Origin of the sequence: Vibrio sp. TRT 1302, from assembly GCF_050113875.1 — a bacterium.
Classification (GTDB): domain Bacteria; phylum Pseudomonadota; class Gammaproteobacteria; order Enterobacterales; family Vibrionaceae; genus Vibrio.
This window is the reverse complement of sequence record NZ_JBNJOF010000028.1, coordinates 14,505-34,592: the sequence shown is the minus strand read 5'-3', so window position 1 is coordinate 34,592 and position 20,088 is coordinate 14,505. Positions and strand designations below refer to the sequence as shown.

At 45.4% G+C, this 20,088-nt stretch carries 18 protein-coding genes; 8 read left to right on the top strand and 10 right to left on the bottom strand.

What is annotated here, in order from left to right; genetic code table 11:
• Nucleotides 1-371: 371 nt before the first annotated feature.
• The 6 genes from fre to trxA all read right to left on the bottom strand — a co-directional run bounded on the left by fre (nt 372) and on the right by trxA (nt 6,204).
• Nucleotides 372-1,085, bottom strand: a complete 714-nt coding sequence (fre, locus tag ACQEXP_RS19915; RefSeq protein WP_426971345.1) for an NAD(P)H-flavin reductase — start codon at nt 1,083-1,085, stop codon at nt 372-374.
• A gap of 14 nt (nt 1,086-1,099) precedes the next feature.
• The gene (locus ACQEXP_RS19910) at nt 1,100-1,369 is read right to left on the bottom strand and encodes a 2Fe-2S iron-sulfur cluster-binding protein (RefSeq protein ID WP_269378092.1); all 270 of its coding nucleotides are present in this window, start codon (nt 1,367-1,369) and stop codon (nt 1,100-1,102) included.
• Complete coding sequence (gene ubiD / locus ACQEXP_RS19905; protein ID WP_426971344.1) at nt 1,366-3,222, bottom strand: 4-hydroxy-3-polyprenylbenzoate decarboxylase; 1,857 nt, start codon at nt 3,220-3,222, stop codon at nt 1,366-1,368. The genes ACQEXP_RS19910 and ubiD overlap by 4 nt, the downstream gene beginning before the upstream one ends.
• A gap of 93 nt (nt 3,223-3,315) precedes the next feature.
• Nucleotides 3,316-4,311, bottom strand: coding sequence for a hypothetical protein (locus ACQEXP_RS19900; RefSeq protein ID WP_426971343.1), 996 nt, complete (start codon nt 4,309-4,311; stop codon nt 3,316-3,318).
• Nucleotides 4,312-4,416: 105 nt separating this feature from the next.
• The gene (gene rho, locus ACQEXP_RS19895; RefSeq protein ID WP_138971480.1) at nt 4,417-5,676 is read right to left on the bottom strand and encodes a transcription termination factor Rho; all 1,260 of its coding nucleotides are present in this window, start codon (nt 5,674-5,676) and stop codon (nt 4,417-4,419) included.
• Nucleotides 5,677-5,877: 201 nt separating this feature from the next.
• Nucleotides 5,878-6,204: a thioredoxin TrxA gene (trxA, locus tag ACQEXP_RS19890; RefSeq protein WP_426971342.1), complete on the bottom strand. Its 327-nt coding sequence runs from the start codon at nt 6,202-6,204 to the stop codon at nt 5,878-5,880.
• A gap of 112 nt (nt 6,205-6,316) precedes the next feature.
• Here trxA and rhlB point away from each other — a divergent pair, with 112 nt between their 5' ends.
• Nucleotides 6,317-7,621, top strand: coding sequence for an ATP-dependent RNA helicase RhlB (gene rhlB / locus ACQEXP_RS19885; RefSeq protein WP_269378095.1), 1,305 nt, complete (start codon nt 6,317-6,319; stop codon nt 7,619-7,621).
• Between the two features lie 7 nt (nt 7,622-7,628).
• Entirely contained in the window at nt 7,629-9,119 is a 1,491-nt protein-coding gene (gene gppA / locus ACQEXP_RS19880) for a guanosine-5'-triphosphate,3'-diphosphate diphosphatase (RefSeq protein WP_426971341.1), read from the top strand.
• A 68-nt stretch (nt 9,120-9,187) separates the two neighbouring features.
• Here gppA and ACQEXP_RS19875 read toward each other — a convergent pair whose 3' ends face one another.
• The 3 genes from ACQEXP_RS19875 to recQ all read right to left on the bottom strand — a co-directional run bounded on the left by ACQEXP_RS19875 (nt 9,188) and on the right by recQ (nt 12,228).
• Nucleotides 9,188-9,856: a 7-cyano-7-deazaguanine/7-aminomethyl-7-deazaguanine transporter gene (locus ACQEXP_RS19875; protein ID WP_269378097.1), complete on the bottom strand. Its 669-nt coding sequence runs from the start codon at nt 9,854-9,856 to the stop codon at nt 9,188-9,190.
• Between the two features lie 208 nt (nt 9,857-10,064).
• Nucleotides 10,065-10,397, bottom strand: a complete 333-nt coding sequence (locus ACQEXP_RS19870) for a DUF3630 family protein (protein ID WP_426971340.1) — start codon at nt 10,395-10,397, stop codon at nt 10,065-10,067.
• Complete coding sequence (recQ, locus tag ACQEXP_RS19865; RefSeq protein ID WP_426971339.1) at nt 10,390-12,228, bottom strand: ATP-dependent DNA helicase RecQ; 1,839 nt, start codon at nt 12,226-12,228, stop codon at nt 10,390-10,392. Before recQ ends, ACQEXP_RS19870 begins: the two co-directional genes overlap by 8 nt.
• A 163-nt stretch (nt 12,229-12,391) precedes the next feature.
• Between recQ and rarD the strand changes: the two genes are divergently transcribed.
• From rarD to ACQEXP_RS19850, 3 genes are all read left to right on the top strand, one after another.
• Nucleotides 12,392-13,306 (top strand): EamA family transporter RarD, encoded by a 915-nt coding sequence (gene rarD / locus ACQEXP_RS19860; RefSeq protein ID WP_269378100.1) that lies wholly within the window; start codon nt 12,392-12,394, stop codon nt 13,304-13,306.
• A 72-nt stretch (nt 13,307-13,378) separates the two neighbouring features.
• Nucleotides 13,379-14,173 (top strand): AraC family transcriptional regulator, encoded by a 795-nt coding sequence (locus tag ACQEXP_RS19855; protein ID WP_269378101.1) that lies wholly within the window; start codon nt 13,379-13,381, stop codon nt 14,171-14,173.
• 74 nt (nt 14,174-14,247) lie between these two features.
• The gene (locus tag ACQEXP_RS19850) at nt 14,248-14,916 is read left to right on the top strand and encodes a LysE family translocator (protein ID WP_426971338.1); all 669 of its coding nucleotides are present in this window, start codon (nt 14,248-14,250) and stop codon (nt 14,914-14,916) included.
• Between the two features lie 710 nt (nt 14,917-15,626).
• Here ACQEXP_RS19850 and uvrD read toward each other — a convergent pair.
• Nucleotides 15,627-17,798, bottom strand: a complete 2,172-nt coding sequence (gene uvrD, locus ACQEXP_RS19845; protein WP_269378103.1) for a DNA helicase II — start codon at nt 17,796-17,798, stop codon at nt 15,627-15,629.
• Between the two features lie 325 nt (nt 17,799-18,123).
• Here uvrD and ACQEXP_RS19840 point away from each other — a divergent pair, with 325 nt between their 5' ends.
• The 3 genes from ACQEXP_RS19840 to ACQEXP_RS19830 all read left to right on the top strand — a co-directional run bounded on the left by ACQEXP_RS19840 (nt 18,124) and on the right by ACQEXP_RS19830 (nt 20,082).
• Nucleotides 18,124-18,384, top strand: coding sequence for a BufA1 family periplasmic bufferin-type metallophore (locus ACQEXP_RS19840; protein ID WP_269378104.1), 261 nt, complete (start codon nt 18,124-18,126; stop codon nt 18,382-18,384).
• A 67-nt stretch (nt 18,385-18,451) separates the two neighbouring features.
• Complete coding sequence (locus ACQEXP_RS19835; RefSeq protein ID WP_426971337.1) at nt 18,452-19,309, top strand: DUF692 domain-containing protein; 858 nt, start codon at nt 18,452-18,454, stop codon at nt 19,307-19,309.
• A complete protein-coding gene (locus ACQEXP_RS19830; RefSeq protein ID WP_426971336.1) occupies nt 19,306-20,082 on the top strand; it encodes a DNA-binding domain-containing protein in 777 nt (258 codons plus the stop codon). Before ACQEXP_RS19835 ends, ACQEXP_RS19830 begins: the two co-directional genes overlap by 4 nt.
• The last annotated feature ends 6 nt before the right edge of the window (nt 20,083-20,088 follow it).

Here is a 20,088-nt window from a genome sequence, read left to right as displayed (position 1 = left end):
ATTGGATTATCATCAACGAGTGCCCACACAGATTGATAGGTTTATATTTTTAAAGAGCTTCTCTTCTTTGTGACCAACATCACTTCGGAATAGGCAGCCATTCTAGCGTTTCAATTCTAAGTGTCAAACACTTTTTTGAACTTTTTATTTCAAACTTTTCAATTCGAAATTTTGCTAGTTGGCTTTACTGATTTACCGCTGAGGCCTTGTGGCGTCTGCCGTGTCAGTGGATGCGCATTATAGGGAGTTGAGTTTTAAGCGCAAGCCCTTTTTCAAATTAAATTGAAAAAAAAGACCGTTCGATGAATTTATATTCAAAACCATTAAAAAAGGGAGCAAAACGCTCCCTTTTTAACCATCTTATCTAGGTTTTAGATAAAGGCATACGCATCAGCAAACATGTTTTCAGCTAACGCCTGCTTGTTAAGCGTGAATTGTTCTCGCGCTGCGCCCGCCATTTCAAAGCGTCCCGCTATATAGATGTCGTACTGCGCAAGTGACTCGAAATCTTGAGCAACGGCTTGTAAGACATTTCCAACCTTCCCTTGCCACTCTTGCCCAGCTTCTTCTACAACAGGGATAAAGTGGACATTACTGCTCTTGCTAGCAATCTCTTCTAATTCTTGTTTTGCATAAAGTTGGCGTTCATCACGCCCACCCCAGTATAGATGGATTTCGTTCTCTCTATTTTGAGCCAAGCAATGATCCAAGATCGAACGAACGTAACTAAAGCCAGTGCCACCAGCAATGAGCAATATTGGTCGTTCACTCGCTTCTCTCACCCAGGCATCACCATGAGGCGCGTCTATTGTCACTTCGCCATCATTTTCCAGTGCAGCTTTCATTGCTTCAACAACTTCGTGGGCATAAGCGTTGTGTTCGGCAGCACCAATATGAAGTTCTAATTCTCCTTCATGTCGGCAAGGGCTGCTGGCGATTGAAAATGGGCGTTTGTCTTTTTCTCCCATTACAACCATTAGATATTGGCCAGCTTTAAAGCTAACAGGGCTCTCTGGATGTAATAAGATCTGGTAAGTATTGCAAGCCAACGGCTGAATTGACTTTACTTTACATTGAATAGTCATGGTCTTCCTCTCGCTTACTCTTCAAAAGTAAGCACTAATCTACTTTCTGCGAAGGCTTGGCAGGCAAATATCCAACCCTGCTGTTGCTCTTTCTCTGTGAGCATTGGTTCCAGGTGATAAGAGACTTTCCCTTCTAGTTTACGACATAAACAGGCGGCGCATGCGCCAACCTGGCAACGGTGGGGGAAGCGAATGTTATTGTTGAGCGCGGCTTCCAACACCGTTTGTCCATTCTGTACTTCAAATTGTATATTGTCTGGAAGCAGAATGACGGAATGGCTCATAGAATACTCAACTTATCCCAAAACGCATCGATTTTCGCCACAAGTTGTGGATCTTTCTTGATAGGTGTACCCCATTCTCGTACGACTTCTTCACCTTCAATCTTATTGGTTGCATCAAGAACAAGTCGAGAAAGGTGTTTATCCGTTTGCTGAACTTGTTTGGTATCACGAGCAGGATCCATACGTGTCGTTACAGCCCAAATAATATCGTTCCAGTCTTTGGCATTGACATCTTCATCACACAGAATGACAAACTTAGGTTCCCCATGCTGCAATAAGTAGTCTTCTACTTTCTTGGCGAGTTCTTGCGATTGGCCTGAACGCGTCTTTTTCATTGTTACAATGGCAAAGCCGTTGTTACGTGCTTTCTCTGGAATATAGAAATCAACCACTTCAGGGTGGCTTTCGATAAATGCAGCAATCGCCGCCTCATCAAGTGCTGTATGCTGACTCTCGCTACCCTGCGATGATGCAAGCTCTGCATCCCATTTAATCGTTGCGTCGAGCCCCATCTTAGAGCCAAGGCCAACGACCGGAGACGCAAAATCTAATGAGTCGATGGGTGTATTTTCGATAAACAAGGTATCACGAGTCGGCTCCATATGTTGCGTCATCGCTTCAACGACTTGATTCCAGTCGCGTGCGTTCACCTTCTCATCGCATACAATAACGAATTTGGTATACATGAACTGACGTAGGAACGACCATACCCCCATCATGACTCGCTTAGCATGACCAGGGTACTGTTTCTTCATTGTCACTACTGCCATTCGATATGAACAGCCCTCAGGTGGCAGATAGAAATCTTCTATCTCAGGGAACTGTTTTTGCAGTATCGGCACAAAGACTTCGTTGAGAGCGACACCTAATACGGCAGGTTCATCAGGCGGACGACCTGTGTAAGTGCTGTGATAAATGGCGTCTCTGCGCATACTGATATGAGTGATGGTAAAGACGTGGTGCTTTTCCTTCTCGTTATAGTAGCCAGTATGATCACCGTACGGCCCTTCATCGGCAAATTCGTTCGGGTCAATGTAGCCCTCCATGACGATTTCGGCACTGGCAGGAACTTCAAGATCATTGCTGAGTGATTTCACCACTTCTGTCTTCTTCCCACGTAGCAGACCGGCAAACGCATACTCAGATAATGTATCAGGTACAGGTGTTACCGCACCTAATATAGTCGCAGGGTCAGCACCAAAGGCAACGGATACAGGGAATGGTTTACCTGGATGAGTTTCCATCCAATCACGTAAATCTAAAGCGCCACCGCGATGCGCTAACCAGCGCATGATAATTTTGTTCTTCGCAATTTTCTGTTGGCGATAGATGCCTAAGTTTTGGCGTTTTTTATTTGGCCCTTTAGTGACGGTTAGCCCCCAAGTAAGCAATGGTGCTACATCATCTTGCCAGCAACTCATTACTGGAATTTTATCAAGGTCAACATCATCACCCTGCCAAACGATCTCCTGACACGGTGCCTTGCGCAAGCGTTTAGCGGGCATATTCAGAACTTGTTTGAAGACCGGCAACTTATCGAGTGCGTCTTTAAAGCCTTTAGGCGGCTCAGGTTCTTTTAGATACGCAAGCAACTTACCTACTTCTCGCAACTCTTTGACATCCTGACGTCCCATACCAATAGCCACTCGTTCCGGTGTGCCAAATAGGTTGGTTAAGACTGGCATGTCATAGCCAATGGGATTTTCAAACAACAGTGCAGGACCACCCGCTCTAAGCGTTCGATCGCTGATCTCTGTCATTTCATAGTGAGGGTCAACAGGATGGGAAATTCGTTTCAGCTTCCCTTCTTGCTCTAGATGAGCGATAAAATCGCGTAAATCCTTAAAACTCATAGGCCTACTAATGGGCTGGTTAATCTGCATGCAGTATAACAAAAAAGAGGAATCGACCGATCCCTCTTTTTTATGTGGTCATTTCATCAATGATTACTGGCCGATAACACTTAAAATTGCTCGACTGTTTACTTTTTGGTTGGTACTAGCCAACTCTTCTAGCCAAGATGAGTAACCCTGACGAGCTAACTCGCCAGCAATAAATCTCGCATCATCAGAAATCGCCATTCGAGTAATTAAAAACTCTTTTACCTCTTTAGACATCGGTCTTATTTTGGTCAACTCTGTAATTGCAGCTTCTTTCAAGCTCGGATTCTGCGCAGCTTGGATCACCTGATTTAACGAAAAATCATTACCAACCTTAGCTAAGCGAACCAATTCAGATTCACTGTTAAAGTCTGCCTTCATTAACCAGAGCAACTTATACACTCCCGGATCTTCACTTACTTGCGCTAGACGAACCATTACTGCCGAAGATGGAAGCCAGCTGATTACCGCTTCACGAGTCAGCTGTTGGCAAAGACGAGTAATGGCTTCTGGTGATAGGCTATCGAGTTCTCTAATCAACAAAGCTTCTCGAGCCTGAACCTGATATTCACTTCCTTGTAACCATTGCTTAAGAACCAGCTCTCCTCTTTCTGCCTCTAATACGAATGCCAGTGTGGATTGGTCTTGATGCCATTGTTTTAACAGTCGATTGGCGATGGCAGGATAGTTGAAAGCAGGCACAGTAAACTCATAGCCCTCACCTCTTTCTAAGAGCTGATAAGTAGGCACCATTGATTTTTGTTGCTCAACAAACAGCGCCATTTTAGGCGTCATGATCAGGTTTTGGTCTTCAATCTTTTTGAGCAATAGATAACGAGACACTTCTTGGACAGGAAGTGAGAGTCTTTGTAGAGCGAAGTTAAGGCCATCAATATCATCTTCGATAGCCAAAGAGAGTAGCTCAGCCACTTTATCATGCACTTGTGGCTCTTGAAGCCATTGTTCTATACGCTGCGGCTGCATCTCAGTTGCAGTGACAGGCGGAACCCCAAGCAGTATCAAAACAGACAGGAGTACCGACGACAACATTCCTTGTTGCATGTTAACCTCCTTGTAACATTTCAATCCATTGTGCTCGCAATCACTAGATAATGCAAACAAAAACGCCACCTAGCAAAGGTGGCGTTTATCAAGATCATTTAATGCTTATTGACGGCGCATCGCGTCAAAGAATTCATCATTCGTCTTGGTCATAGCAAGCTTATCGATTAGGAATTCCATCGCATCGGTTTCACCCATTGGATGAACAATCTTACGTAGGATCCACATTTTCTGTAGCTCTTCGTTCTTAGTTAGCAACTCTTCACGACGAGTACCTGAGCGGTTGAAGTCAATCGCTGGGAAAACGCGTTTTTCTGCAATCTTACGGTTCAGGTGGATTTCCATGTTACCTGTACCTTTAAACTCTTCGTAGATAACTTCGTCCATCTTAGAACCCGTATCCACAAGTGCCGTTGCTAGAATAGTTAGGCTTCCGCCCTCTTCTACGTTACGAGCTGCACCGAAGAAGCGCTTAGGACGGTGCAATGCGTTAGCATCAACACCACCAGTAAGAACTTTACCTGATGAAGGAACAACTGTGTTGTACGCACGTGCTAGACGAGTAATCGAATCAAGCAGGATTACAACGTCTTTCTTGTGTTCAACAAGACGTTTCGCTTTTTCGATAACCATTTCAGCAACCTGAACGTGACGAGACGCTGGCTCATCAAACGTTGATGCAACCACTTCACCTTTAACTAGACGTTGCATCTCAGTTACTTCTTCTGGACGTTCATCAATAAGAAGAACCATCAGCACACACTCTGGGTGGTTGTAAGCAATGCTCTGTGCAATATTTTGCAGCAGCATTGTTTTACCCGCTTTAGGTGGCGCTACAATCAGACCACGCTGGCCTTTACCGATTGGCGAAGCAAGGTCTAGAACACGAGCAGTAATATCTTCTGTCGAACCGTTACCACGCTCCATCACCATACGCTCGTTAGCGTGTAGTGGCGTCAAGTTTTCAAATAGAATCTTGTTACGCGCGTTGTCTGGTTTGTCATCGTTAACTGTATTGACTTTTAAAAGTGCAAAATAACGTTCACCGTCTTTAGGTGGACGAATTTTACCGGCAATAGAGTCACCTGTACGTAGGTTGAAGCGACGGATCTGGCTTGGTGATACATAAATATCGTCTGGGCCAGCTAAGTACGAACTATCCGCACTACGTAAGAAACCAAAGCCGTCTTGAAGTATTTCCAGAACCCCGTCGCCAAAAATATCTTCACCGCTTTTCGCGTGCGCTTTAAGGATCGCGAAGATAATGTCTTGTTTTCTTAGACGCGCAAGGTTTTCAAGGCCTAAGCTCTCGCCAAGTTTGACAAGATCAGACACAGGTCTGTTCTTCAGTTCTGTTAGATTCATGGTGGTGGATACTTGTTTAGTCAAAATAGGATCTGTTTTTTTGGTTAAGATGGATTTGGTCACAGGATCGACCAAGAAGAGAAACTTGTTTATTTAACGTGCGATAAACTAGCACTAAATACTAGCCTAGTCTAGATTTTGTTGGTGTTCAAAAACAAAACCGTGCATTAGATAAAATGCACGGCCTTATTGGGTAACTGATTATAGGTTTGCGTCCAAGAACTCTTTTAGTTGAGTTTTTGATAGCGCACCTACTTTCGTTGCAGCCACGTTACCATCTTTGAATAGAAGCAACGTTGGGATACCACGAATACCAAACTTAGGTGGAGTACCTGCGTTTTGGTCGATATTTAGTTTACCGATAGTGAGTTTGCCTTCGTACTCGTCAGCGATTTCGTCCAAAATAGGCGCGATCATCTTACATGGACCACACCATTCTGCCCAAAAATCTACAAGAACTGGGCCTGCAGCGTTAATTACATCGGTTTCAAAACCGTCATCAGTTAGCTGCAAAATCTTATCACTCATCTTCCACTCCAATGTGTTTTTTCGGAACTGGTTGGATGATAACCAGTATTTAGATGCCCTATTGGAATGTATTTACTTCCGTATTGCAAGTGTAAGCTGATATTCTATAGCAATGAAAAAGACGCATATCACAGAGCAAAAGTTCGCCGATTTAGGTTTACACCCTAAAATTACTGAAGGTTTGGAGAAAAAAGGGTTCGATTTTTGTACCCCAATTCAAGCTTTGGCGTTGCCGGTACTGCTCACCGGCCAAGACATCGCAGGACAAGCCCAAACGGGTACAGGTAAGACATTGGCTTTCCTAACTGCTACTTTTAACCACTTACTGACGACGCCTGAACATGAGGGTCGCAAGCCAAATCAGCCTAGAGCAATTATTATGGCTCCAACGCGTGAACTGGCTATTCAGATTTACAACGATGCAGAACCTTTGATCGCCAGTACAGGTATCAAAGCTGCGCTCGCTTATGGTGGCGAAAGCTACGATAAGCAATTAGCAACGCTTGAGAATGGTGTCGATATCCTGATCGGTACAACCGGTCGTATTATCGATTTTTACAAGCAACGTGTATTTAACCTAAATAACATCCAAGCTGTCGTTTTAGACGAAGCTGATCGCATGTTCGATCTTGGTTTTATTAAAGATATTCGTTTCTTGTTCCGTCGCATGCCTGAGCCAAAAGAACGTTTGAATATGCTGTTCTCTGCAACACTGTCTTACCGTGTTCAAGAGCTGGCGTTCGAGCACATGCATAATCCTGAGCACGTTGTTGTTGAGCCAAATGTGAAAACAGGTCACCGTATTCAGGAAGAACTGTTCTACCCATCCAACGAACACAAAATGGCTCTGCTTCAGACGCTTATTGAAGAAGAGTGGCCAGAGCGTGCAATCATCTTTGCAAACACTAAGCATAAGTGTGAATCAGTCTGGGGCCATCTTGCAGCAGACGGACACCGAGTAGGCCTGCTAACGGGTGATGTTCCGCAGAAGAAACGTGAGCGCATCCTAGAGCAATTTACGCTTGGTGAAGTTGACTTACTTGTTGCAACCGACGTTGCTGCACGTGGTCTTCATATTCCACAAGTGACGCACGTATTCAACTTTGATCTACCTGACGACTGCGAAGATTACGTACACCGTATCGGTCGTACTGGACGAGCAGGCGCAAGCGGTCACTCTATTAGTTTCGCGTGTGAAGATTACGCAATTAACCTTCCACCAATTGAAGAGTATATCGAACACTCTATCCCTGTATCTGATTACGACCCTAGTGCTCTGATCCAAGATCTACCGGCACCTATTCGCATGCGTTCAAGTCGTCCGCAGCAGCAACGTCGTACGAACACCGGAGGTTCGAGATCAGGAAATCGTCGTTCGAACCATCGCTCTCGTCCACGCCAACAAAAGGATTCTTAAGTCGTCTATGAGCCAAGCAGTTTCATCTCCGCTATACGCAGCCATCGACCTCGGGTCGAACAGTTTTCATATGCTCGTTGTGCGTCACATTGATGGCAGCGTTCAGACTATGGCTAAAATAAAACGCAAAGTTCGTCTTGCGGCTGGCTTAGGCGACAATAACTCGCTAAGTCTAGAAGCCATGCAACGCGGATGGGACTGCTTGAGTCTTTTTGCTGAACGACTTCAAGATATCGACAAGGAAAACATCCGTATCGTTGGTACGGCAACACTGCGAACGGCAACGAATGTGGATGTTTTTCTTGAGAAAGCCAACCAGATCCTCGGCCACAAAATCGAAGTCATTTGTGGTGAAGAGGAAGCAGCAACAATCTATAAAGGTGTTGCACACACTTCTGGGGGTAGCGGCCGTCGCTTAGTGGTAGATATTGGCGGTGCCAGCACCGAGCTCATTATCGGTGAAGGCTTTGAAGCCAAAGCATTGACTAGTCTGAAAATGGGCTGCGTCACTTGGTTGGAGCGTCATTTTAAAGATCGCCAGCTGACGGCGAGCAATTTTAACAATGCGATTCAAGCCGCTAAAGAGACCCTGCAACCTATCTTGCAGCAGTACACGCAAATCGGATGGGATGTTTGTGTTGGTGCTTCTGGTACTGTTCAAGCTCTTCAAGAGATTATGCTGGCGCAAGGTATGGACGAAGTCATCACCCACTCCAAACTCAAGCGTTTGCAGAAACAAGCCATGATGGCAGATCACCTCGAAGAGCTAGAAATTGAAGGATTAACTTTAGAACGCGCCTTGGTATTCCCAAGTGGTCTATCGATCTTGATAGCAATCTTCGAACTGTTAGAAATCGAGTCAATGACACTTGCTGGCGGTGCTCTACGCGAAGGTTTGGTCTATGAGATGGTGGATGAACTAAAGCAAGACGATATTCGTGCACGCACTATTTGCAGTGTTCAAAGTCGTTATCAGCTTGATGTTGATTATGGTCAGCAAGTTGCCGACATGGCAGCAAGACTACTGGCAGAATGTCAGCCTGACTGGATTGCTGAGGCACAAGCAAAAGTCCTATTAGAGACCGCCGCCAAGCTACATGAAATCGGTTTGACCATCGACTATAAGAAAGGTGGTGAGCACAGCGCTTATCTACTTCAGCAACTTGACCTACCTGGTTACACTCGAGCGCAAAAACACCTATTAGGTGAACTGGCACGACGTTATCGTGAGCAGCTAACGTCTTTACCAGAACAACACGCTCTTTCAGGTTCAAGCGCCAAACGGGTATTGCGCCTGTTACGCTTAGCGGTCTTGCTTACTCATCGCCGTAATCCTGATCTTGAGCCAAACATTACCTTTGGTTCTAATGATGACAAGCTAACACTGACTATCAAGTCTGAATGGCTAAAAGCCAACCCACTGACCGCCGCAGAGCTTGAGATTGAAGCTAACCGTCAAAGTGATATCGGCTGGCCTCTATCGATTGTTGAATACTGATTTTCGAATCAATAAAAAAGCCCGAGAGACATCATCACTCGGGCTTTTTTTATCTTTCCAAACTGAAATCAGTTGGCTCCAACCACTTTAAACTCAGGGTTAACCGCCGTCAGTTTTTTCACCAGATAGTTAAGTAGCACACCATACATTGGAACAAACAGACCTAAACTGATCACCAACTTAAATCCGTAATCCACCAGTGCAATTTCAGTCCAGTGCTCAGCCATAAATGGATCAGGGCTTTGGTAGAACGCAATCGCAAAGAAGGCTATGGTATCGAGCGCATTACCAAACAAAGTCGAACAAGTAGGAGCAACCCACCACTGTTTCATCTGACGCAGACGATTGAACACATGAACATCTAATATCTGACCGAGTAGATAAGCCATAAAGCTAGCAATCGCGATACGAGCGACGAACAGATTAAATTCGCCAAGATGTGCAAGACCTTGGAACTGCCCTTCAAAGAACAGTACTGACAAAGCGTAAGAGACTGCTAACGCTGGAAGCATCACTAGAAAAATAATTTTTCGGGCAAGCTGAGCACCAAAAACACGCACAGTGAGATCCGTTGCCAAAAAGATAAATGGGAAAGTGAATGCACCCCAAGTGGTATGGAAACCAAAGACGGTGAAAGGTAGCTGAACCAAGTAATTGCTGGAAGCAATAATAATTAGGTGGAACAGGACTAATAATAAAAGGGCTTTGCGCTGCTGCGCAGGGGTAAAGTTACTCATGCGATACCTTTTTAGTTTGGTTTGGGGGTGAGGGAACCCAAATCGACCACTTACGTAATAACGAAAGTCGCCTTACCAACAATGTAATGAAAAAATTCTCGATATTGACCATATAAAACGTGAACAATATCGCGGCGGGCGATTATACATTAACCAATCATCGCCGCAAGCATGAGTTTTCGAGCAATCGTTGACGTGTTCTTTTTTCTTAGAAACCACGTTCAAATAGCGAAGCGAGGAAATCCAACTCTTCTTTACTCTCTTCGATAGAAAGCGCTTCTAGCCATAGACTTTCACTGTAGTGCTCAGACTTGAGGAACAACTGACAGCCTTCAAAATCAATCAACCAAGAGTGAATGTCCGCATCCCACTGTTTTTCAACCACAGTAGCCGAGAGTAGCTGAAGCATTCGCTGAGCTAAATCGGGAAAACTATCAAAATCAAAGCGAGGAGAACGAATGATAATGCGACCTTCATCTGCCAGATAAGTATGCAGGCCAAACTTCGTTTGTTGCTCATTAGTGATAAGATTTTCAGCCATGGTGGGTCAAATGCTCCTGAATTAAATCTAAAAATGGATCTGCATATTTCTCTAATTTACGTTGCCCTACTCCATTTACAGCCAACATTTCGCCATACGACGTCGGTAATATTTCCGCCATATCTATCAAGGTGGCATCGCTAAAGACAACATATGGCGGCAAGCCATCTTCGTCGGCAATGGACTTACGCAATCTCCGTAATTTAGCAAACAGCTTTTTATCGTAATTTTTGCTCGATAATTTATCGGATTTCGCCGCGCGAGCGGCCGTATCAAGACGCGGAACGGCCAACTCCAAAGACATTTCACCGCGTAGCAACGGACGAGCTTCTTCAGTGAGCTGCAGCGTCGAATTGCGGGTGATATTTTGAAATAGCAAGCCTTTGTGAATCAGTTGACGAAAGACACTGACCCAGTAGTCATGGCTATTTTCTCGTCCCAGACCATAAGTTGACAACTTATCATGGCCATTTTCACGGATACGAATATTCTGCATACCGCGTAATACCTCAACCACATACCCCATCCCAAAGGATTGGTTGACTCGGTAGACACATGACAAAGCTTTCTGAGCCTGCTCTGTCGCATCAAAGTGTTTAGGTGGATCAAGGCAGATATCGCAGTTTCCACATGGCTTGTCACGGTACTCACCAAAATAGTTGAGCAATACCTGACGACGGCAGGTTTGCGCTTCAGCGAATGCACTCATGGCATTGAGTTTATGAGCTTCAACCTGCTTTTGCGGGCCTTCATCTTTTTCATCAAGCATACGGCGCAACCAACTGATATCTGCTGGGTCATAAAGCATCATCGCTTCAGCAGGTAAGCCATCACGGCCAGCTCGCCCCGTTTCCTGATAATATGACTCGATGTTTCTCGGAATATCAAAGTGAACAACAAAACGGACGTTAGGCTTATTGATACCCATACCAAATGCCACTGTCGCCACCACAATTTGAATATCATCGCGTTGAAATGCATCTTGGACATAGGCGCGTTCATCGGCCTCTAAACCTGCGTGGTAGCTTGCTGCACGAAGACCGTTATTGCACAGCTTCTCCGTTACCATTTCGACTTTTTTACGGCTGCCACAATAAATAATCCCACAGTTACCGCGCTGCTCTTCAAGGAAACGCACCACCTGAGAAATCGGTTTGTGCTTCTCTACCAAGGTGTAACGAATATTCGGTCGGTCAAAGCTACCTAAGTAAACATGGGGGTCGTTGAGTTGAAGTCGCTGCGTAATATCAGAACGTGTCGCATCATCCGCTGTCGCGGTCAGCGCCATCACAGGCAGGTGCGGAAAGTACTGTTTCAGTTGACCCAGTGACGCGTATTCCGGTCGAAAATCGTGTCCCCACTGAGAAATACAGTGCGCCTCATCGACCGCAATCATAGATAAAGGTAAGCCTTCTAGACGCTCGATAAAATCACGCATCAATACTCGCTCGGGTGACACATAGATAAGCTTAATCGCGCCAGAGTTCATGCGATTGTAGACGGAGATTAACTCTTCACGCGGCATCGTTGAGTTAATACACTCAGCCGCCACCCCGTTGGCTTTCAGTTGGTCAACCTGATCTTTCATCAAGGAGATCAACGGCGAGATAACTAAGGTTATTCCACTGCGCACTAGAGCGGGGATCTGGTAACACAAAGATTTACCGCCACCAGTAGGCATAATCACTAAACTGTCTAGCCCTGCGACCGCAGCATCGATCACTTCTTGCTGACCATCACGAAAGCTCTGGTAACCAAAAACATCTTCTAGGATGCTCTGTGGCGTCGGCAGTTCGGCTGGAGATTGCTGGGCTAAAAGAGTCGAGGTCATGAATTATCTCAATAGAATTGCAGGGCAAAGGCGTGTCAAACGCGAGGGGCACATTGTAGTGGGGTTTAACGGTGAATAAAACCGCAAATTGTTAGGTGATTTTGATAGTCATTCGTATACTGCTTGTTTCAATTTGTAAATTTCCTGATTACGAGTAATGTCGATGACTCCAGAAGAACAGCAAAGAGCCAAACAGGGTGTCTTTCTTGCCATTGGTGCTTACACCATGTGGGGTATCGCCCCAATCTATTTCAAGGCTCTGGCGGATGTATCTCCACTAGAAATTCTCAGCCATCGCGTCGTTTGGTCGTTTTTCTTACTTGCCGCCTTGCTCCATTTGGGTCGCCGCTGGCGCAATGTCCGAGATGTCATCAAATCGAAGCAAAAGCTCCTCTATCTGGTGACGACTGCACTTCTTGTTGGAGCCAACTGGCTTATCTTCATCTGGGCTGTCAATGCTGATCATATGCTCGACGCGAGTCTCGGGTACTACATCAATCCTTTGATTAACGTGTTACTCGGAATGCTATTTCTGGGTGAGCGTCTTAGAAAGCTTCAGTGGTTCGCCGTTGCTCTTGCTGCATGCGGTGTGCTAGTACAGCTCTTTGTCTTTGGTTCTATTCCAGTCGTTGCGATTGCGCTAGCTCTTAGCTTTGGTTTTTACGGTCTATTGCGTAAAAAAGTCAGCCTAGAAGCACAAACAGGACTATTTATTGAGACCTTGGTTCTACTACCTGCTGCTGCAATTTATCTGTTGTGGATTGCGGATACGCCAACATCCAACATTATGGAAAATCCGCTAAACCTTAATGTATTGCTGATTTCCGCAGGCGTTATTACCACACTGCCCCTGCTCTGCTTTACTGGTGCCGCGACTCGGCTAAAGTTATCGACACTGGGCTTTTTCCAGTACATTGGACCAAGCCTGATGTTCTTGCTTGCGGTATTGGTTTATGGAGAAGCATTTACTGTCGACAAAGCGATTACGTTCGCCTTTATTTGGGGAGCTTTGGTGATCTTCAGCGTCGATGGGTTAAGAAGCAATCAACAGTCAAAACGGGCTCTTAAAGCCAACTGATCGTTTTTTACAAGACAATCTCTACGACTAACTATAAGCTTGGTGAAATAATCACCAAGCTTTTTTTGTTCTATGGATAAGGTCAACTACCACACGACGCAAAATAAAGAGATAAGCCTGATAGAAGCAAATTATCAGTCATTTGCTTTTTCGCGCCACTATCATCTTGATTTTCATATTGGTCTTATTACCAGTGGAGAACAGAAATTTCACTATCAAGGCGAAAAACATCATGTCGGCAAAGGCCAGCTAGTCATCATGCCTCCCGATGAACTGCATGATGGCCAATCCACCCTTGATTCCGGTTATCAAGTTCGAGTGTTCTCGCTAGAACCTCAATGGTTGAGCAATCTTGCCCAGCTTAAACAACCAAACAGTTTGATTCACTTCAACCGACTCGTCGTATCGGACACTCAAGTATTTCAATCACTCTCGCAGCTTCATCAATTATTAGCTAATGATGATGTCAGCCAACTCGCCAGAGATTGCTTGCCATACGAAGGGTTTGAACGGCTCTTTAGTCACTACGGCAGCCTCGAGCAAAAACGCGCTGTGCCACTTGGCAATCAGTCGATGGCTACGCTCAAAGAGTATTTAATGCATAATCTTGATCAACCCGTTCGACTCGAACAGTTATCTCAGTTGTGCCAACTCAGCCCGACCCAGTTTCAACGCCACTTTAAAGCCAAAGTGGGACTCACACCCTATGCCTGGTTAAGTCGTTTACGAATGGAGCAAGGAATGAAACTCCTCAAGTCTGGCATCAGTGGAACCGAAGTGGCTCATCAGGTCGGGTTCTACGATCAAGCTCATTTCAGTAAAGCCTTCAAAGCAACTTTTGGTGTTCCACCTTCACAGATTAACTAGTGTCAGTTTTTTACAATCCTCGCTAAGAATTTGTTGGCACACTGGATGTATTACTCACGAATCAATTTACCGTCATGAATGAACTCACCATCCTTTCTACTCTTGCCATCGTACACTTCATTGCGCTGATGAGCCCAGGGCCCGACTTTGCGTTAGTGGTCCAAAATGCCACTCGCTATGGCCGACAGACTGGCTTTTACATCGCTCTCGGCCTCTCTTTTGGCATCTTGCTGCACTCTATTCTCAGCCTAACAGGTGTCAGCTATTTGGTTCACCAGCAGCCGACTCTGTTCGCTCTGCTGCAACTGGCTGGTGGTAGCTATTTAACCTACCTCGGTTACGGTGCTCTAAAAGCGACAATCGTTGCGTTTCGTAGAAACAATTCCGAGGGCGAGAAGGACGAGCCTTCCTCTTTGTTGCTCACCAACAAGCGCGAAGCTTTCTCTCGTGGCTTTGCAACCAACATACTTAATCCCAAGGCGCTGGTGTTTTTTGTCAGTTTAATGTCGAGCCTAGTTCCTGCGGGCATGTCTTTAGGTGGCAAAGGTATTGCCCTAGTGATTCTCTGGAGTTTGTCGTTATTTTGGTTTTCTTTTCTTGCTTGGGCGCTATCCACACAGCGTATGCAACGCAAAGTTAAAGCATTTGCTGTCTACATTGATGGCTTATGTGGTGTGATTTTTAGCGTGATTGGTTTAAGTATTTTGTGGCAATCAGCATCAAATTTACTGGCGCAGCTTTGAGTCATCCTCACAATTGTTTGAGCAACCTCACACCTTGCCATCAGACTCATATGGGAAATAGTACCGAAATGCCCGCCACCTTGTGCGAGATCTCTCACATTCGAGTGAGTAAAAATAACTTTTTCATTAAGAAAAATACACCACAAACAGCCCAAGCCATTGATAAATAAAGATACGTACAAATTTCATGCGAATTTTTATGTAGAAAAACGTTTGCGTAGTATTGCTGAACATCTACGAATCGGTAATATGAACCTTGTCGGAAGGATGCTGACACGGAACAGGAAATTACCACGGATTAGGTAATCTTCAGGAAGAAGATACGGTTATTCAGGATGAATAGTCGGCATGGAAAGCAAATTGGACATTGAACGGACGCAATAGTAACTAGGATGGTTGCTACTAAGGATGGGAAATGGACACCTCTGGACGAGGCAAGGACTGATCATCAGGATGATGAAAAGGACACCGCTCAGGGAACAAGCGAAGTGAGCTAACGAGGATTGTTAGCAGACCAGGATAGGGTCAAGGACACCGCTAGGATGGCGATGAATGGACTAAGCTGAAGGATGTCAGCATACTATCAAGGATTAGATGCATGGAGCACCTATAGTAGCCGGATTGCTGCGAGTAAGACTATAACCCCGATGGGCGCAAGCCCTCGGGGTTTTTCTTTATTCTTCAAAAGATAAATGAAGTTAACGACACCTTTACAGCTTTTCTAACTTAGCGTAAGCAGTGACTAACCACTTGATCCCTTCACCATTAAAGGCGACCTGAACTCGACTCTGCGGACCACTGCCTTCAAAGTTGATGATCGTTCCTTCACCAAATTTAGGGTGGAGCACTCGAGAACCTAGGCTAAAGCCTGTTTCATTAAAGTTCTCTTTGACCACGGTTTGACTAAAGCGTCCCGAGCTTGCTGGGCGGCTCACTTGCGCTTTCATACGCACTTCATCAAGACAGGTTTCCGGTAGTTCGCGAATAAAGCGCGATGGTTTATGGTACTTGTCCTGACCATATAAGCGGCGCATCTCTGCATAAGTGATGTAAAGCTTCTCCATTGCACGGGTCATACCCACATAGCAAAGACGTCGTTCTTCTTCTAAGCGACCCGCTTCTTCTACCGACATTTGGCTTGGGAACATGCCCTCTTCGACACCGACCATGAAGACAAGCGGAAACTCCAGACCTTTCGCACTGTGCAGCGTCATTAACTGCACGGCATCATCAAATTCATCAGCTTGACCTTCACCAGCCTCTAGAGCGGCGTGCGTCAAAAAGGCCGTCAATAGCGTCATTTCTTCCGCTTCTTCTGGCTTTTCAAATTGGCGGGTTGCCGTGACAAGTTCTTCCAAGTTCTCAATACGAGCCTTGGACTTCTCGCCTTTCTCCTGTTCGTACATTGCGAACAAACCAGAGTATTTGATGACGTGGTCGGTTTGCTCATGGAGCGACATCTCACATGTGTCATCTTCAAGCGCAAGAATCAGCTCGACAAAGCGACTTAATGCCCCTGCTGCTCTTCCTGCCAGTACTTTTTCGTCTAGCAAAGCGATACTCGCTTCCCACATGGTGCAACCACGGTCGCGAGCAGCAAAGCGAATCGTCTCGAGTGTTTTATCTCCAAGGCCACGCGTCGGTGTATTGACCACTCGCTCGAAGGCTGAGTCATCATTTCGATTACTCATTAAACGCAGGTAGCTAAGTGCATCTTTGATCTCTTGACGCTCGAAGAATCGCATACCTCCGTAAATACGATACGGGAGACCCGCCTGAATTAACGCTTCTTCTAACACACGCGATTGGGCGTTATTGCGGTACAGCATAGCGGCATCGTTGAGTGCACCGCCTTTCTCTTGCCACTCTTTAATTTTGTTGACGACAAAACGGGCTTCATCCAGCTCGTTGTAAGCGGAGTAAACAGAAATAGGCTCACCTTCAACCCCATCCGTCCACAACTCTTTGCCCATACGCTCGGTATTATTGGCGATCAGAGTATTTGACGCTTCGAGAATCGTTTTCGTCGAACGGTAATTCTGCTCAAGGCGAATGGTATTAACGCTAGGGAACTCACGAGTAAACTTTTCAATATTTTCGATTTTAGCGCCACGCCAGCCATAAATGGACTGGTCATCATCACCAACAATCATTACATGAGCTTCAGGCCCTGCCATCATGCGTAACCACGCATACTGAATGTTGTTGGTATCCTGAAATTCGTCGACCAGAATATGCTTGAAACGAGCCTGATAGTGTTCACGGATATGCTTTTTGTCCCGCAGTAACTCATGCGCTCGCAGCAATATTTCGGCAAAATCGACCAATCCTGCTCTATCACAAGCCTCCTGATAAGCGGTATAGAGTTGCAGATACGTTTTTGTCACAGGGTCATGGTACGCATCAATGTGATTAGGACGTAGACCCTCATCTTTTTTGCCATTGATCCACCAGCCTACTTGGCGAGCTGGCCACTGCTTCTCATCGAGATTCTGTGCCTTGATTAAGCGACGCAATAAGCGTTGCTGATCATCACTATCAATAATCTGAAAATCTTCAGGTAGCTGAGCATCCAAATAGTGAGCACGTAGAATACGGTGACAAATTCCGTGGAAGGTTCCATTCCACATTCCAGATGCGCTGCCCATCATCAGTTCTTCGATACGCCCACGCATCTCTGCCGCCGCTTTATTGGTAAAAGTAACCGACATAATTGAAAAAGGTGAAGCTTGCTCAACCGACATCAGCCATGCAATACGGTGAACTAACACACGTGTTTTACCACTGCCCGCACCGGCTAGGACAAGTAAATTTTCTAGGGGGGCGGCAACAGCTTCACGCTGTTTATCGTTCAGGCCATCGAGAAGTAATGAAGGATCCATGGGGGCTCAGCTACTGGTTATCTATACATGAAAAGCCATTATACCCGAGTGACTTCAAGATGCTAGCAGCAGTAGACCCAAGCCTATTGAGTAAACCTTGACGGATTCACGCCGAAATGCGACCCATTTCGCCTTAAAAATATCTCAATACAAATCTAATAAAATCATCAAGTTAAATTCACAAGGAAAATAAATGTACGATTTTTTATTATCACAGTGAAAGTTTTTAACTCTATTTTCTATCCTTTTAACTAAGCAAGTTGATGAAATACTTCGTGATTAGCTTGCCAACATAAGTAAAGGAACTAAGTCTGAGGAAAATACTATGAAAAAGTCTAATCTTGCTGTTACTGCTGCTGTTACTGGTTTAATCGCTCTAGGTGGCACAATGCTAACGGCGGCTCCTGCTATCGCAGCAGAGAAAGAGAAATGCTATGGCGTTGCAAAAGCGGGCAAAAATGACTGCGCAACTAAAAACAGTTCATGTGCTGGTACAGCAAAAGAAGATAACCAAGCAGACGCATTCGTAGTCGTACCAAAGGGACTATGTGGCAAGCTAGCAGGCGGTAGCACGCAGTCTTCTTAATCCCCAAAACTGGGTGGCTATTGCTCAACTAGCCACCTTTTTTCCCTTCAACTTCAAGGAATATGGCGTGAACTTAGATCATTTTCACAATAAAGTTGGGGTTGGACTGCGTTCTCCACACCTTGATTACTTCACCAGCGAAACTCCACCCATTTCTTGGTTAGAAATTCATAGCGAAAACTACTTCCAACCCTACTCTGCCGCTAGGCAAAGCTTGCTCAAGTTAACCGATACGTACCAAGTTAGCTGTCATGGCATTGGTTTGTCACTCGGAAGCGTTGCACGCGTCAGCCGCCAGCATCTAAAACAGCTGCAACAGCTAGTTAAAGAAGTAAACCCGTTTTTAATTTCTGATCATCTTAGCTGGAGTGAAAATGGTGGGCACTACTTTAATGATTTGCTGCCACTGCCATACACCGAAGAAGCACTGGCTATTTTTTGTCGAAATGTCCTTGAAGTGCAGGAGGCATTACAACGTCCAATTCTGATAGAGAATCCATCCAGCTACGTTAAGTTCAATCACTCGACCATTAGCGAATGGGAGTTCTTGAGCGAAGTACAAAACCGAACTCAATGTCGCCTGTTACTCGATCTCAACAATATTCATGTATCCGCGTTTAACCACGGTTTCGATAGTCTGCACTACTTACAGTCTATTCCCGCTCATGCGGTCGATGAAATTCATCTTGCTGGTTTCACCATCAAACAACTCGATAAAGGGGAAATTTGGATCGACACTCATAGCAAACCTGTGAGTGAAGAGGTTTGGCAACTTTACCAATACTGGCTGGAACAGTATGGCGAGCGCCATACTTTGATTGAATGGGATTTGGATATACCAGAGCCACAAGTGCTTCTCCAAGAAGCCGTGAAAGCAAGCCAATATTTAGAGAATTGGCAACGCACTCAAAGGAAGGTCTCATGACAATGAACCCAAATGAGCTTTCTCTTGCCCAGTTACAAAGCACTTTCGCACAAGCACTGCATTACCAAGCTCGGGGAGAGGACTGCAACATCAGCAGCGATACTTTCACTGCCGATGAACGAATGCAGATTTATCGTAATAACTTCATCATTAGTCTGAGTGAAGTTCTAGAAGCGACTTACCCTATGCTTTATGCATTATTAGGCGCAGAGTGCTTTGCTCAGCTTGCCAGACAGCATGTACTTGATCATCCACTAGAGTGCGGCGATGTCAGCCACTATGGTGAACAGTTTGAACAGACACTAGTGCAATTTCCATCAGTATTAAGCGCGGCGCCCTACAGCCTCGATGTCGCCCGATACGAGTGGCAGATTGACCTCGCTCAGCAGCGGCATAACCAAGTTAAGAATCCCCAAGACTTGCTGCCTCTCGAGCAATTGAGTCAACTGTCTGCTGAGCAACATCAACACCTTCGCCTTCATCTTAAACCCGGTGTAATAGCCTTTCAGTCTAGTTACTCGCTCTTTTCGCTACAGCAAGCCATTGAAAAAGAGGACTTCAGTAACTTAACTCTCGAAACTCCTCAGCAGGGGGTGATTGTTTGCACTTCAGATGCTGGAGTGTGGACTTTAGCGCTCGAAATGGAAGCCTATCAATTACTCACTCATCTAGAGTCTGGTTGTGTCTTGGGGGAGATTCCTCCAGAACAACTCACCTGTATCAATACCTTAGTTCAGCATGACCTCATTGCTGGTTTCTCACTCGCAGTATAAAAGGAA

Excerpts from the sequence above, each read along its gene's own strand:
- ACQEXP_RS19840 (WP_269378104.1), top strand. The coding sequence starts at position 18,124 with ATGAAAAAGTCTAATCTTGCTGTTACTGCTGCTGTTACTGGTTTAATC.
- ACQEXP_RS19855 (WP_269378101.1), top strand. The coding sequence starts at position 13,379 with ATGGATAAGGTCAACTACCACACGACGCAAAATAAAGAGATAAGCCTG.
- trxA (WP_426971342.1), bottom strand. The coding sequence starts at position 6,204 with ATGAGTGATAAGATTTTGCAGCTAACTGATGACGGTTTTGAAACCGAT.
- rho (WP_138971480.1), bottom strand. The coding sequence starts at position 5,676 with ATGAATCTAACAGAACTGAAGAACAGACCTGTGTCTGATCTTGTCAAA.
- ACQEXP_RS19875 (WP_269378097.1), bottom strand. The coding sequence starts at position 9,856 with ATGAGTAACTTTACCCCTGCGCAGCAGCGCAAAGCCCTTTTATTATTA.
- uvrD (WP_269378103.1), bottom strand. The coding sequence starts at position 17,798 with ATGGATCCTTCATTACTTCTCGATGGCCTGAACGATAAACAGCGTGAA.
- ACQEXP_RS19830 (WP_426971336.1), top strand. The coding sequence starts at position 19,306 with ATGACAATGAACCCAAATGAGCTTTCTCTTGCCCAGTTACAAAGCACT.
- ACQEXP_RS19910 (WP_269378092.1), bottom strand. The coding sequence starts at position 1,369 with ATGAGCCATTCCGTCATTCTGCTTCCAGACAATATACAATTTGAAGTA.
- ubiD (WP_426971344.1), bottom strand. The coding sequence starts at position 3,222 with ATGAGTTTTAAGGATTTACGCGATTTTATCGCTCATCTAGAGCAAGAA.
- ACQEXP_RS19900 (WP_426971343.1), bottom strand. The coding sequence starts at position 4,311 with ATGCAACAAGGAATGTTGTCGTCGGTACTCCTGTCTGTTTTGATACTG.
- recQ (WP_426971339.1), bottom strand. The coding sequence starts at position 12,228 with ATGACCTCGACTCTTTTAGCCCAGCAATCTCCAGCCGAACTGCCGACG.
- rarD (WP_269378100.1), top strand. The coding sequence starts at position 12,392 with ATGACTCCAGAAGAACAGCAAAGAGCCAAACAGGGTGTCTTTCTTGCC.
- ACQEXP_RS19850 (WP_426971338.1), top strand. The coding sequence starts at position 14,248 with ATGAATGAACTCACCATCCTTTCTACTCTTGCCATCGTACACTTCATT.
- ACQEXP_RS19870 (WP_426971340.1), bottom strand. The coding sequence starts at position 10,397 with ATGGCTGAAAATCTTATCACTAATGAGCAACAAACGAAGTTTGGCCTG.
- fre (WP_426971345.1), bottom strand. The coding sequence starts at position 1,085 with ATGACTATTCAATGTAAAGTAAAGTCAATTCAGCCGTTGGCTTGCAAT.
- rhlB (WP_269378095.1), top strand. The coding sequence starts at position 6,317 with ATGAAAAAGACGCATATCACAGAGCAAAAGTTCGCCGATTTAGGTTTA.
- gppA (WP_426971341.1), top strand. The coding sequence starts at position 7,629 with ATGAGCCAAGCAGTTTCATCTCCGCTATACGCAGCCATCGACCTCGGG.